We start from the raw sequence: 12,758 nt of genomic DNA, 5'->3' as shown, positions 1-12,758 counted from the left end.
GGGGCGCGTCCGTGTGCCGCGAGTAGGCTCACCGGCCGTACGGAACGGCAGGCGGGAGCGGGCGGTGGCAGTGGAGACGGAGCGGTACGGGGACCCGGAGGTGCGGGAGGCCGTCGCGCGGCGGGTCGGCGCGGAGTGGGGGCTCGAGCTGCCGGACTCCTTCTTCCGGTTCGCCGACTTCCTCGCCGCGCTCGGACCCGTCGAGCAGCGGGCGCTGAGGGACCTGGGGCTCGCGCCGTACGGCGTGATGGACCTCTTCGCGGACCCGTCGGCGCTCCCCCGCGAAGGTCTCGACATCCGGGTACACGGGCGGTACTACCGCGATCCGCCGGAGTTCCTCACGTTCCTGCACGGTGGCACCGACGGCCTGCACTTCGGGCTCTGGTCGGACGACGGACGCTTGTGCGACGGAGTCGCCTCGTACTACACCAACGACGGCGACGGGATCGAGCGGTGCCACCGCACCCCGCTGGAGGCCGTACGGGCCCGGATCGAGGGGGCGGAGCGCGACCTCGCCGACTACGCGGCCGACGGGGACGAGGCGGAGCTCGCCCGCCTCACCGACCTGGGGCGGCTGCGGGCGGTCCTGACCGGCTTCGAGACCGGGGAGCGCACGGAGACGGGACTCGCCTACTCCGAGGCGTACGTGTACCGGCGGCCGCCCGTCGACACCGCTCGGATCACGACCATGGACGGCGCGGGGGCTCTGGTTACCGGGGCGACGGTCCTCGACCGTCCGCCGCACGGCGCGGCCGACGTCCATCGCTTCGGCACCTTCATGGAGGACCTCCTCGACGACGCCGATGCGGCCCGTGCGGCGCGCGACGAGGCGCTTCGGCGGGCGGTGTCCGGGGATCCGGCGGAGGCGCTGGTGCTCGGGCGGGACCTGCACCGCGCGTCGTACGGCCGGGCGGAGCACGAGGCGTACGCGAGCGAGCTGCTGGCCGTCGCGTACCGGGAGCTCGGCCGCCCCGCGCTCGCCGAGGTCGCGGCGGCCCACCACCGCCACCGCGCACTGCCGGACGTGGACGTGCTGCGACGCGCGCTGAGCCGGCCCGCATGAGCGCGGCCCGGCTCGGACCAGCCGGCCTGATCCCCGTCTGCCTGATCCCCGCCCGTCTGAGAGCGCTTTCGATCTCCTCCCTCGCCCGCTCCACCAGGGGTTACCCTCGACGCTGTCAGCACCGTCGCAGCATCGTGCCCGTGGGGAGCCAGCTTTGAGCGAAACGACGTCCGGGACGCGCCCGACCCTGGAAGCCGTGGCCGAGCGCGCCGGGGTGTCCCGGGCGACGGTCTCCCGGGTCGTCAACGGCGGCGCCGGGGTCCGCGAGGCGCTCGCGGAGAAGGTGCGCGAGGCCGTCGCCGAGCTCGGCTACGTCCCCAACCACGCCGCACGGAGCCTCGTGACCCGGCGCAACGGGGCCGTCGCCGTGATCATCGCCGAGCCCGAGTTCCGGATCTTCTCCGACCCGTTCTTCGAGCAGCAGGTACGCGGAATCAGCCGCGAACTGACCGCCCACGACGCACAGTTGGTCCTGCTCTGGCTGGAGGGTCCGGGCGACCACGAGCGGATCGCGCGGTACCTCGGCGGCGGGCACGTCGACGGGGCGCTCGCCTTCTCGCTGCACACCGACGACAAGCTCCCGGAGATCGTCCGGCGCGCCCAGGTGCCGACTGTCTTCGGCGGACGCCCCGGCTGGACGGCCGTCGGCGACCCCACGGTGCCGTACGTCGACTGCGACAACCGGGGCGGGGCCCGGGACGCCGTGCGCCATCTGCGCGCGCTCGGGCGCCGCAGCATCGCGCACATCACCGGCCCCGGAGACCAGACCTCGTCGCTCGACCGGCTCGCCGGATACCGTGACGAACTGCCGGAATCCGGACCGGAGCTGGTGGCCGAGGGGGCGTTCACGGAGGAGAGCGGCGCGCGCGCGATGGCCGAACTCCTGCGCCGGCGCCCCGATCTGGACGCCGTCTTCGCCGCCAACGACCTGATGGCCTCGGGCGCGCTGCGCGTGCTGCGCGAACACGGCCGGCGCGTCCCGGACGACGTGGCGCTCGTCGGCTTCGACGACATGCTCCAGGTGGCCGAGGCGACCGATCCGCCGCTCACGACGGTCCGTCAGGACATCGAGGGCATGGGCCGGTTGATGGTACGGCTGCTCATGGGCACCCTCGACGGTACGGGCGTGCCCGAGCCCGTGATCACCACCACCGAACTGGTCCGCCGCGCCTCCGCCTGAGCCTTCCGGCCCGTCGGATCTCGCGGTGTACGGCTCCTGAAGAGCGCGGACAAGTCACGGCGTAGGCTGAGCTGTTACGCGTTCGACTCTTGACGGGAACCTGGCCTGGGAGGCACGCTCCAGACGCATTCCTGAGAGCGCTCTCAAGACGGAGGCTTCCCATGCGCACCCCTGCCCGAGCCGCCAGAACGACCGCCGTACGGACCACAGCCGTACGGATCGGCGCGGTCGTCCTCACCGGGGCCCTGCTCGCCGCCTGCGGATCCGGTGGATCCGACGACACGTCCGACGGCGCGGGCGGAAAGGTCACGATCACCGTCGACCTCTTCGGCTCGTTCGGCTACAAGGAGGCCGGGCTCTACGCCGCGTACGAGAAGCTCCACCCCAATGTGACGATCAAGCAGAGCGACACCGAGGACGAGCAGGACTACTGGAAGTCGCTCCAGACCCGGCTGGCCGGCGGGGGCGGGCTCGCCGATGTCCAGGGCATCGAGGTCGGCCGGATCGCCTCCGTCACCCAGCAGCAGGCCGACAAGTTCGAGGACCTGACGAAGTACGGCGCGGACGCGCTGAAGGGCGAGTTCGCCGACGCCAAGTGGTCCGCCGCGACCACCAAGGACGGCAAGGTCCTCGGCCTCGGCACGGACGTCGGCCCGGAGGCCATGTGCTACCGCACCGACCTCTTCAAGCAGGCCGGACTCCCCACGGACCGCACCGAGTTGGCTCAGAAGTGGGCCACCTGGGACGGCTATCTGGAGCTCGGCAAGCAGTACAAGGCCAAGGCCCCGGCCAAGAGCGCCTGGGTGGACAGCGTCGGCAGCTTGTACGCGGTCATGATCGGCCAGGAGAAGGAGCGGTACTACGACGCGTCCGGGAAGCTCATCTACGCCGAGAGCCCCGCCGTGAAGTCCGCCTGGGACGCCTCGACGAAGGCCGCGCAGGACGGGCTGAGCGCCAAGCTGGACCAGTGGTCCCCGCAGTGGAACCAGGCCTTCTCCACCGGCTCCTTCGCGACGCTCCCCTGCCCCGCGTGGATGCTCGGCTACATCAAGGGCCAGGCCGGTGACGCGGGCAAGGGCAAGTGGGACATCGCCAAGCTGCCCGGCGGCGCCGGGAACTGGGGCGGTTCGTACCTCTCCGTACCGCGCGCGGCGAAGCACAAGAAGGAGGCGTACGAGCTGATCAAGTGGCTCACCGCCCCCGAGCAGCAGGCCACGCTCTTCACGAAGCAGGGCAACTTCCCGTCCTCGACCGGCGCCATCTCCAAGGTCGCGACGGCGACGGACCCGTACTTCTCCGGCGCCCCGATCGGGCAGATCTTCGGCGACGCGGCCAAGGCCGCCCCGGTGCAGGTGCTCGGGGTCCACGACAAGAACGTCGCCGACCAGATCACCAACGCGCTGAGCGAGGTCGAGCGCAAGGGCACCTCGCCCGAGAAGGCGTGGTCCAACGCCCAGAAGGGTGTCGAGAACGCGGTCGGATGACGCGCGGGGGTGGGGGCCGGGCTTCCGGCCTCCAGGCGGCCGGCGCCGCGCCCGGGGTTCCAGCACCCCGGCGGCGGCCCGGCTCCCGGCCCACCGCCCCCACCCCTCCGTACCCGCAGGAATCGCACCCGCTCATCCGACCCGAAGGGCCGCACCGTGACCCTGACCGCCTCCGGGCCGACGGCGGCACCCGTCCCGCCGTCGGCCCGGCCCGCCGGACCGGCGCGCCGCCGCAGACGGTCCGCGCTCGTCCCCTACGCCTACATCGCCCCGTTCTTCACCCTGTTCGCGGCCTTCGGCCTCTTCCCGCTGCTCTACACCGCGTTCGTCTCCCTCTACCGGGTCGAACTGCAGACCCCCGGCGACATGGAGTGGCGCGGCTTCGGCAACTACACGGCGCTGCTCACCGACGAGTTCTTCTGGACCGCGCTCCGCAACACGTTCACCATCGGGGTCCTGTCCACCGTCCCGCAGCTCGCCATGGCGCTCGGCCTCGCCCATCTGCTCAACTACAAGCTCCGTGGCCGGACGTTCTTCCGTACGGCGATGCTCCTGCCCTACGCGACCTCCGTCGCCGCCGCCACCCTCGTCTTCGCCCAGCTCTTCGGGCACGACTACGGACTCGTCAACTACGCGCTCTCGCTGGTCGGTTTCGACCCCGTCGACTGGCAGAACAACACGGTCGCCTCGCAGATCGCGGTCTCCTCGATCGTCGTCTGGCGCTGGACCGGCTACAACGCGCTGATCTACCTCGCGGGCATGCAGTCCATCCCCTCCGAGCTGTACGAGGCGGCGGAGATGGACGGGGCCTCGCGCTGGCGGCAGTTCTTCCACGTCACCCTGCCCGGACTGCGTCCCACGATCGTCTTCACCACCGTCGTCTCCACGATCGGCGCGACCCAGCTCTTCGGTGAGCCCCTGCTCTTCGAGGGGTCGATCTCGGGCGGCATCTCGCACCAGTACCAGACGCTCGGGCTCTACCTCTACGAACAGGGCTGGGGCTTCTTCCATCTCGGCCGCGCCGCCGCCATCGCGTGGCTGATGTTCCTGCTCATTCTCGTCCTCGTCGGGGTCAACGCCCTGATCGTGCGGCGCCGTTCACGGAAGGAGAGCCGCGCGTGACCACCCGTGTCGCCGGCCGTACCGGGCGCGGGGGCCGGGTCACGTACGCCGTCCTGATCCTCGCCGTCCTCGTCTCGGCCTTCCCGTTCTACTGGACGATCGTCGCCGCCAGCCGTTCCAACGCCGACCTCGCGCAGGTGCCGCCGACGCTGCTGCCGGGGCCGAACCTGATGCGCAACTTCGAGGCGGTGATGGAGGAGGCGGACATCGGCAAGGCCCTGTTCAACTCGCTCATCGTCTCCGGCTCCATCACCGTCGGCACCGTGCTCTGCTGCACCCTGGCCGGGTTCGCCTTCGCCAAGCTGCGCTTCCGGGGCCGGGGAGCGCTGCTCGCGATCACCGTCGGCACGATGATGATCCCGCCGCAGCTCGGGGTGATCCCGCTCTTCATGCTCATCGCCGAACTGGGCTGGGTGAACCAGCTGCAGTCCGTGATCCTGCCCGGTCTGGTCTCGGCCTTCGGGGTGTTCTTCATGCGCCAGTTCCTGGTGCAGTCGCTGCCCGACGAGCTGATCGAGGCGGCCCGGGTCGACGGGGCGTCCTCGGCGCGGATCTTCTGGTCGATCGTGGTGCCCGTGGCCCGGCCTGGCATGGCGGTGCTGGGGCTGCTCACCTTCATGGCCGCCTGGAACGACTTCTTCTGGCCGATCATCGCGCTGTCCTCGCAGGAGCCGACCGTGCAGGTCGCCCTCCGCCAGCTCGGCGGCGGCTATGTCCACGACCAGTCCGTGATCATGGCCGGCACCCTGCTCGGCACGCTGCCCGTGCTGCTCGTCTTCGGCCTGCTCGGCCGGCAGATCGTCGGCGGCATCATGCAGGGCGCCGTCAAGGGCTGAGCAGGTGGCCGACCGTACCCTCTTCCTCTCACAGGAGTTCTCCCTCCATGAACGCTCTCTTCCCTGACGGCTTCCGCTGGGGCGCGGCCACCGCCGCCTACCAGATCGAGGGGGCCGCCACCGAGGACGGCCGCACCCCGTCCATCTGGGACACCTTCAGCCGTACGCCGGGCAAGGTGCGCAACGGCGACACCGGTGACATCGCCGCCGACCACTACCACCGGGTCCGTGAGGACGTGGCCCTGATGAAGGACCTCGGCCTCACCGACTACCGCTTCTCCCTCTCCTGGTCCAGGGTCCAGCCGACCGGGCGCGGCCCGGCCGTCCAGAAGGGTCTCGACTTCTACCGGGGCCTGGCGGACGAGCTGCTCGACGCCGGTATCCGGCCGGTCGCCACGCTCTACCACTGGGACCTGCCCCAGGAGCTCGAGGACGCGGGCGGCTGGCCGGAGCGGGTGACGGCGGAACGCTTCGCCGAGTACGCGGGGCTCGCCGCCGAGGCGCTCGGCGACCGGATCACCACCTGGACGACCCTCAACGAGCCCTGGTGCGCGGCCTTCCTCGGTTACGGCTCCGGGGTGCACGCCCCGGGCCGTACCGACGACGCGGCCGCGCTGCGCGCCGCCCACCACCTCAACCTGGCCCACGGCCTGGCCGCCCAGGCGCTGCGCGCGGCCGTGCCCGCCTCGGCCGAGCTCTCGCTGACCCTCAACCTGCACTCGATCAGGCCGCTGTCCTCCTCCCCCGAGGACGCGGACGCGGCCCGCCGCATCGACGCCGTCGCCAACCGGATCTTCCTCGACCCGGTCTTCCACGGCCGCCTCCCGGCCGACCTGGTCGAGGACACGGCGGAGATCACGGACTGGTCCTTCGTCCGGGACGGCGATCTGGACGTGACCTCCACCCCGATCGACTCGCTCGGCATCAACTACTACACGCCCACCATCGTGGGCGCCGGTGTCTCGGAGTCACCGTCGCCGTACCCCGGCGCGCCGGGCCGGGTGCGGTTCGAGCCCGCGCCGGGGCCGCGTACGGCGATGGACTGGCCGGTGGACGCGGACGGGCTGTACGAGCTGCTGGTCCGGCTCCGGGACGAGCTGCCCGGGGTGCCGCTCCTGATCACCGAGAACGGCGCGGCCTACGACGACTACGCCGACCCGGAGGGCCAGGTCCACGACCCCGAGCGGGTGGCGTACCTCGACGCGCACCTGGCGGCCGCCCACCGCGCGCTCGCCGACGGTGTCGACCTGCGCGGGTACTTCCTCTGGTCGCTCCTGGACAACTTCGAGTGGGCGTACGGCTACGGCAAGCGGTTCGGGATCGTGCACGTGGACTTCGCGAGCCAGCGCCGTACGCCGAAGGACAGCGCGCGCTGGTACGCGCAGGTGATCAAGCGCGGGCGCCTGGCGCCCTGAGCGCTAGCGCAGGGCGGACGCGGCTTGGCGCCGGGCCTCCTGGCGCGCTTTTCGGGCGAGGGGGAGGTAGCGCAGCCGTTCGGGGAGTACGGGCACCACGGCCCGTACGACCCGGGCGAAGCGGCGGAGCCGGCGCTCCTGCTCGTCGGTCCACTCCAGACCGATGGCCTCGCGGGCTTCCGGGGGCATCAGGCCGACGGTGACGAAGGCGCGGAAGCGGGCGAGGCGGGGAAGGAGCACCGGCCACAGGAGCCTGAGCAGCAGCCGCAGCGGCAGCGGGCCCCGGTCGGGCGGCGGGACGGGCTGGTCGACGGCGGTCAGCTCGCGCAGGACGGCGGTGGCCTCCAGCTCGCCGAGCCTCTTGCGGAAGTACGGCCAGAACTCCTCGACCGTCTGGGGCATGTCCCGGTCGTGGATGCCGAGGATGCGGCCGACCTGGAGCCACTCGGCGTAGAGCTGCCGTTCCTGGGCCTCGGTGAGCGGGCGGTACAGCAGGCGCAGGCCGTGGTGGTAGACGGGGAAGCCGGTGGCGTGCACCCAGGAGTAGTGGGCCGGGGTGAGCGCGTGGTAGCGGCGGCCGTGGGCGTCGACGCCCTGGATGTCCCGGTGGAGTCTGCGGAGCCGGCGCCCCTCCTCGGCCGCGGCCTCGCCGCCGTACACCCAGAGCTGTACGGAGCGCAGGGAGCGCTCGCCCCGGCCCCAGGGGTCGGTGCGGAAGACGGAGTGCTCGTCGACGCCCGCGCCGACGGCGGGGTGGGCGACCTGGAGGGCGAGGGCGGCGGGCAGCATGAGGAGCCCCCGGACGTCCCCGGCGACGCTCCAGAGGACACCGCCGGCGGGCGGCGGCTGGGGCGTCTCGGCCGGGTGCGGTGCGGTCATGCGGGCGGTTCCTCTCACGTACTCAGCCTGCCCCGTTCCGGGCCTTTCCGGCAAAGGGCGCAAAGAATCGGGGCCGCGTCCCGGGCATCGGCCCGGGGCGCGGCCCCGATCACGTGGTGCGGTGCTGCGTGGTGCAGTACGGCGCTGTGCGTCAGGCGCGGTCGGCGCCGACCGGCTCGCCGACGATGCGGCCGGCCAGGGCGCGGGCCCAGGCCTCGACGTCCTGGTTGAGCTCGCGCTCGGCGGACTCGCGCTCGGCGGCGATGCTGGCGGTACCGGCGGCGAGGATGGCCTCGCGCTCGCGGGTGCCCTCGGCACGGGCGGCGGCGATGGCGGCGGCGCCCTCCTCGGTGGCCTGCGAACGGATGCGGGCGGCCTCGTGGCGCGCCTCGGCCAGCTCGGCCTCGTACTGCTCGCGGATCTCCGCGGCCTGGGCACGAAGGCCTTCGGCGCGGTCTTCGCCACCCGCGATGGCGTCCTCGCGCTGAGCGAGGGTGCGGTTGATCTTCGGCAGGATGCCCTTGGCCAGGATCAGGAAGGTCAGGGCGAACAGCACCACGCCAAGGATCAGCTCAGCCGTGACGGGGTTGAGCGGACCGAGGTCCATGTCGAAGATCGTCGAATTCTGCGCGAGGGTCATGCGCGCATCTTACCTGGTCCAAGAAGCGACAATTCAGGCATCAGGACGAGAGTTGACGGCAGAGTTGGCATGTTCGTGCCGGGCCCGCAAGATTCCCGGCATCCAACGGCTACCGGAAGGTAACTAGGGCTGATTGCATGTGCGTCGCCGGTCGAACCCCCACTCAGAATCGGGAGATCCTGTGTCCCCGCTCGCCCCGCTCCACCGCAGATTCCTCGGCGCCGCCGTGTCCGGCGCGCTCGCCGCCGCCACGCTCGCCGCGACCGCCCCCGGAGCGTCCGCCGCCTCCGCCGCCGAGACGCCCCGGCTGAAGGTGCTCACGTACAACGCCTTCCTGTTCAGCAAGACGCTCTACCCCAACTGGGGCCAGGACCACCGGGCCAAGGCGATACCCGCCGCGTCCTTCTACCAGGGCCAGGACGTGGTCGTGATCCAGGAGGCCTTCGACAACTCCTCCTCGGACGCGCTCAAGGCGAACTCGTCCGCCCAGTACCCGTACCAGACGCCCGTCATGGGCCGCAGCAAGAGCGGCTGGGACGCGACCAGCGGGGCGTACTCCGCCACGACGCCCGAGGACGGCGGCGTGACGATCCTCAGCAAGTGGCCGATCGTCCGCAAGGAGCAGTACGTCTACAAGGACGCCTGCGGCGCGGACTGGTACTCGAACAAGGGCTTCGTCTACACCGTCCTCAACGTGAACGGCACCAAGGTCCACGTCGTCGGCACGCACGCCCAGTCCACGGACCCGGGCTGCTCGGCGGGCGAGGCGGCGCAGATGCGCAGCCGCCAGTTCAAGGCGATGGACGCCTTCCTCGACGGCAAGAACATCCCGGCGAACGAGCAGGTCGTCGTGGCCGGCGACATGAACGTCGACTCGCGGACCGCCGAGTACGGCACGATGCTCGCCGACGCGGGCCTGGTGGGCGCGGACGCGCGCACGGGTCACCCGTACTCCTTCGACACCGAGCTGAACTCGATCGCCTCCTACCGCTACCCGGACGACCCGCGCGAGGACCTCGACTACGTCCTCTTCCGCTCCGGCAACGCGCGCCCGGCGAACTGGACCAACAACGTGGTCCTGGAGCAGAGCGCGCCCTGGACGGTCTCCAGCTGGGGCACGCAGTACACGTACACGAACCTGTCGGACCACTACCCGGTGACGGCGTACTGACCTGATCCGGTCCGACCTTGTTTGACCTGGTCCGAGCTTGCCCGACCGGCCCGGGGCTCGAGGACGAGCCGTCCTTGAGCCCCGGGCCGGCGTCCCTACACTCGCCGGCATGGCATGCCGCATCAGTGAGCTGGTCATCGAGTGCGCGGACCCCGAGCGGCTCGCCGCGTTCTGGAGCGAGGTGCTCGGCTACGTCGAGCTCGTCCGTGAGGACGACGGCAGCATCGAGATCGGGCCGCCGGACGCCGGAACCGGCGGCGCGCGGCCCACGCTCGTCCTCAGCCCGAGCAGCGAGCCCAGGACCGGGGCGCGCCGGATGCACTTCGACGTCAACGCCACCGACCGGGACCAGGACGCCGAACTGGAGCGCCTGCTCGCCCTCGGTGCCAGGCCCGCCGACGTCGGCCAGACCGGCGAGGAGAGCTGGCACGTCCTGGAGGACCCGGAAGGCAACGCGTTCTGCCTCCTGCGGGCCCGACTGCAGGCCCTCTGACGTCGTGCGCGCCCAGTGCTAGGGCCGGGCGGCGAGCGCGTCCATCACCGCCCCGGCCACCGCGCGCATCCGGTGCCGGCGGAGATCCAGGACGGGGGTGAGGGTCGAGAGGCCGTGGGAGGCCAGCAGGTTCATCAGGGCCCAGATCGCGTCGGGGCGGCCCGCGAGGGGGAGCTCCCGGCCGTCGGGGGTGATGACCGTGGCCTCGGTGGTGCCGGCGAGGAGGTTGGTGCGGGACCAGTCGACGACGTACGCGCCGCCGTTCGGGCTCGTGTACAGGACGACGTCCTTGGTGCGGTGCAGGACCGCGAGGTAGTTCAGGGGGACGGTCAGCCGGCGGGCGGCGTCGAACGGGGGTGTGCCGTCGGCGGGCTGGATGCGCAGCACCGTGTCGAGGACCGGCCCGTGGTCCTGGAAGGTGTCCGTCGGGCTCATCTTGAGGAACCGGCCGCGGACCAGGACTCCGCCGCGGCGCGACCAGCGCCTGCTGACGGAGCCGAAGGCCGCCGGATCGCCCGGGAGGCTGTCCACGATCCACCGGGACTCCTCGCCCGGCTCGGTCACCGGTGCGCGCTCCTCGGGAGACGTTCGGGCCCATTCGGCGACGGCGGTGTAGCGCGCCGCCGTGGCCGCGTCGAGGCGGCGGAGGTCGATCGTGTCGCCGGCCATCGCGATGCCGCCGACGTCCCGGGAGATCCGCATCTGCCGCAACTGGCGCCCGGTGAACCGGGTGATGTCCGTCGTCCGGCCTTCGAGGTCGATGACCCTGCCGGTCCTGGTGCCCGCCAGCAGGGTGCTGCGCGGCCAGAGCGGGGTGACCTTGCCGGCCGGGTCGACGAGGACGGCCAGGCGGCCCGCGGTGACCGCCGACAGACAGACGGAGGGCACCCGCCACTCGTCCGTGACCTCGAACTCCCCGGCGCCGTCGGGCCCTTCCTCGTCGCGCACCCGCAGCGTCAGACGGACCAGGGGCGTGAACTCGTCGGGGGTGTACGTGCCCGAGTAGGTCGTGAAGGTCGCCTCGCCCTCGGGGCTGTACCGCACGAGCGAGGCCTCCAGGACGTCCGCCCGCTCCAGCCGTGCCTGCGGGTGGCCCCGCGGGGACTCCGGCGCCCACAGGACGAAGGTGTGCTCGCCGTACGGGACGACGTCCTCCTCCTTGGCCGTGTCCCGGCGGGTGATCCGGGGGAACTGCCTGCGTGCGGTCGTGCGGGCCATGAAGGGGATGGGTGCCGAGACGGCCAGTCCGGCGGCGAGCGCGATCCAGGCCCAGTCCTCCCCGTGGCTCCAGGCGACACCTCCGACGACGAGCCCGATGGGGCCGGGAGCGCACAGGACGACGGCGAGCAGCAGCTGGCCCACCATCACCCCGCCGTAGCTGCGCTGCCTCTCCACGACGGCCACGGTGCCTACCCGCCGAAGGTGCTGTAGGCCCACAGTCCGACGACACCGGCGACGCATATCAGCACCGCCCACGAGGCCAGGCCGGTGTGACGTCTCTTCCGGGGCCGAGGGGCCTGGTCCTTGCTTCTGCCCTTGTTCTTGGCAGGGCGCTCGGTACGGGCCCTGGGCGGCCGGGTCTCCGCGGCGGCGACGTCGGCGAGCAGGCGGCGGCAGACCGCGGCCAGTTCGGTCGTACCGACGGAGAGGTCGACCACGATCTCCGAGCGGGCCGGTGCCGTGGTGCCGCCGTCCAGGAGGCGGCCGGCACGCAGCCGCGCCTGGTTCCTGCCGCCGGTCGGAGCAAGGCTGATCCAGCGCTCCACGTGTTCCCCCCGGATCACGACGCCGCCCCCGCGCTCCCGGTACACGGTGTGCTCCCGCCACAGGACCGCGGCCAACTCCGTGGCCGTCTCCCTGAGTTCCGTGTACATGACCCTCCCCTGTCAGCAAACCCCGTGGTCGAACAAGCATGTGACTCTAGCGGCAGGTACACGCCAGGCTCCGCGCGGGCCGCCGCCTACGCCTCGAAGTCGTACACGGTGACCCCGATCCCCCGTGCGACCAGCCGCTCCACCACCAACGGCTCGACCAGCACCCACTTCCCACCCGCAAGCCCGCACCCGATCCGCGGCATGTGCACGGAGGCCCCCAACTCCTCCGCCTTCACGGCAAGCCGCGCGAGCCCCGCGTCAATGGCCTCGTACCGCACGGGCACACCACTGCTCCGCCCGGTCCGTATCCCGCGCTGCCCCACCAGGTTGGCCACCCACACGTAGGGCTCGACCTGGACGAACTGGGCCGCCCCGAGCCCGAAGTCGTTCCGCGCCCGTTCCCGGTGCCAGGCGCGGTAGGCCTTCTCCGGTTCGGGCCAGCGCCGCGACAGCGCGAGGACGAACCCCTTGCCCCAGCCGCCCAGGTCGTTGCAGACATGCGCGATGATCTTGACGCCCTTGCCATGCGGCGCGCTGGCGTCCCCCCGTACGTACGTGATCCCCGTCCCCGGCATGCTCCAAAGGTACGAGTCACCACTGA

13 protein-coding genes are annotated in these 12,758 nt (G+C 71.8%); 8 read left to right on the top strand and 5 right to left on the bottom strand.

Annotated elements, in window-relative coordinates; all coding sequences use genetic code 11:
* Positions 1–64 precede the first annotated feature (64 nt).
* From AB0F56_RS01020 to AB0F56_RS00995, 6 genes are all read left to right on the top strand, one after another.
* Positions 65–1,063, top strand: coding sequence for a hypothetical protein (locus tag AB0F56_RS01020; RefSeq protein ID WP_362002652.1), 999 nt, complete (start codon positions 65–67; stop codon positions 1,061–1,063).
* A 154-nt stretch (positions 1,064–1,217) separates the two neighbouring features.
* Positions 1,218–2,243, top strand: a complete 1,026-nt coding sequence (locus tag AB0F56_RS01015; protein ID WP_362002650.1) for a LacI family DNA-binding transcriptional regulator — start codon at positions 1,218–1,220, stop codon at positions 2,241–2,243.
* Positions 2,244–2,404: 161 nt separating this feature from the next.
* Complete coding sequence (locus AB0F56_RS01010; protein WP_362002649.1) at positions 2,405–3,727, top strand: extracellular solute-binding protein; 1,323 nt, start codon at positions 2,405–2,407, stop codon at positions 3,725–3,727.
* A gap of 264 nt (positions 3,728–3,991) precedes the next feature.
* Positions 3,992–4,849, top strand: a complete 858-nt coding sequence (locus AB0F56_RS01005) for a sugar ABC transporter permease (RefSeq protein ID WP_362003191.1) — start codon at positions 3,992–3,994, stop codon at positions 4,847–4,849.
* Positions 4,846–5,685 carry a carbohydrate ABC transporter permease gene (locus AB0F56_RS01000; protein ID WP_362002647.1) on the top strand — a complete coding sequence of 280 codons (840 nt, stop codon included), beginning with the start codon at positions 4,846–4,848 and terminating at the stop codon, positions 5,683–5,685. The genes AB0F56_RS01005 and AB0F56_RS01000 overlap by 4 nt, the downstream gene beginning before the upstream one ends.
* Positions 5,686–5,732: 47 nt before the next feature.
* The gene (locus AB0F56_RS00995; protein ID WP_362002646.1) at positions 5,733–7,100 is read left to right on the top strand and encodes a GH1 family beta-glucosidase; all 1,368 of its coding nucleotides are present in this window, start codon (positions 5,733–5,735) and stop codon (positions 7,098–7,100) included.
* A 3-nt stretch (positions 7,101–7,103) separates the two neighbouring features.
* On the opposite strand, the gene AB0F56_RS00990 is transcribed toward AB0F56_RS00995, so the two are convergent.
* On the bottom strand, positions 7,104–7,979 hold the full coding sequence (locus AB0F56_RS00990) for an oxygenase MpaB family protein (protein WP_362002644.1): 876 nt from the start codon (positions 7,977–7,979) through the stop codon (positions 7,104–7,106).
* Between the two features lie 151 nt (positions 7,980–8,130).
* Complete coding sequence (locus AB0F56_RS00985) at positions 8,131–8,619, bottom strand: hypothetical protein (RefSeq protein WP_362002642.1); 489 nt, start codon at positions 8,617–8,619, stop codon at positions 8,131–8,133.
* A 181-nt stretch (positions 8,620–8,800) separates the two neighbouring features.
* On the opposite strand from AB0F56_RS00985, the gene sph reads away from it, so the two are divergent.
* Positions 8,801–9,790, top strand: coding sequence for a sphingomyelin phosphodiesterase (sph, locus tag AB0F56_RS00980; RefSeq protein ID WP_362002640.1), 990 nt, complete (start codon positions 8,801–8,803; stop codon positions 9,788–9,790).
* Positions 9,791–9,899: 109 nt separating this feature from the next.
* Positions 9,900–10,283, top strand: coding sequence for a VOC family protein (locus AB0F56_RS00975; protein ID WP_362002639.1), 384 nt, complete (start codon positions 9,900–9,902; stop codon positions 10,281–10,283).
* An 18-nt stretch (positions 10,284–10,301) separates the two neighbouring features.
* On the opposite strand, the gene AB0F56_RS00970 is transcribed toward AB0F56_RS00975, so the two are convergent.
* The 3 genes from AB0F56_RS00970 to AB0F56_RS00960 form a co-directional block, all read right to left on the bottom strand.
* Positions 10,302–11,678, bottom strand: a complete 1,377-nt coding sequence (locus AB0F56_RS00970; RefSeq protein ID WP_362002637.1) for a hypothetical protein — start codon at positions 11,676–11,678, stop codon at positions 10,302–10,304.
* A 14-nt stretch (positions 11,679–11,692) separates the two neighbouring features.
* On the bottom strand, positions 11,693–12,157 hold the full coding sequence (locus AB0F56_RS00965) for a hypothetical protein (RefSeq protein ID WP_362002636.1): 465 nt from the start codon (positions 12,155–12,157) through the stop codon (positions 11,693–11,695).
* 86 nt (positions 12,158–12,243) lie between these two features.
* Positions 12,244–12,732, bottom strand: coding sequence for a macro domain-containing protein (locus tag AB0F56_RS00960; RefSeq protein ID WP_362002634.1), 489 nt, complete (start codon positions 12,730–12,732; stop codon positions 12,244–12,246).
* Between the last annotated feature and the right edge of the window lie 26 nt (positions 12,733–12,758).

The sequence above is a fragment of the Streptomyces sp. NPDC026092 genome, assembly GCF_040638605.1.
Taxonomy (GTDB): domain Bacteria; phylum Actinomycetota; class Actinomycetes; order Streptomycetales; family Streptomycetaceae; genus Streptomyces.
This window is presented reverse-complemented; position numbering and strand designations above follow the sequence as displayed.

Excerpts from the sequence above, each read along its gene's own strand:
- AB0F56_RS01010 (WP_362002649.1), top strand. The coding sequence starts at position 2,405 with ATGCGCACCCCTGCCCGAGCCGCCAGAACGACCGCCGTACGGACCACA.
- AB0F56_RS00995 (WP_362002646.1), top strand. The coding sequence starts at position 5,733 with ATGAACGCTCTCTTCCCTGACGGCTTCCGCTGGGGCGCGGCCACCGCC.
- AB0F56_RS00990 (WP_362002644.1), bottom strand. The coding sequence starts at position 7,979 with ATGACCGCACCGCACCCGGCCGAGACGCCCCAGCCGCCGCCCGCCGGC.
- AB0F56_RS00985 (WP_362002642.1), bottom strand. The coding sequence starts at position 8,619 with ATGACCCTCGCGCAGAATTCGACGATCTTCGACATGGACCTCGGTCCG.
- AB0F56_RS00975 (WP_362002639.1), top strand. The coding sequence starts at position 9,900 with ATGGCATGCCGCATCAGTGAGCTGGTCATCGAGTGCGCGGACCCCGAG.
- AB0F56_RS00965 (WP_362002636.1), bottom strand. The coding sequence starts at position 12,157 with ATGTACACGGAACTCAGGGAGACGGCCACGGAGTTGGCCGCGGTCCTG.
- AB0F56_RS00960 (WP_362002634.1), bottom strand. The coding sequence starts at position 12,732 with ATGCCGGGGACGGGGATCACGTACGTACGGGGGGACGCCAGCGCGCCG.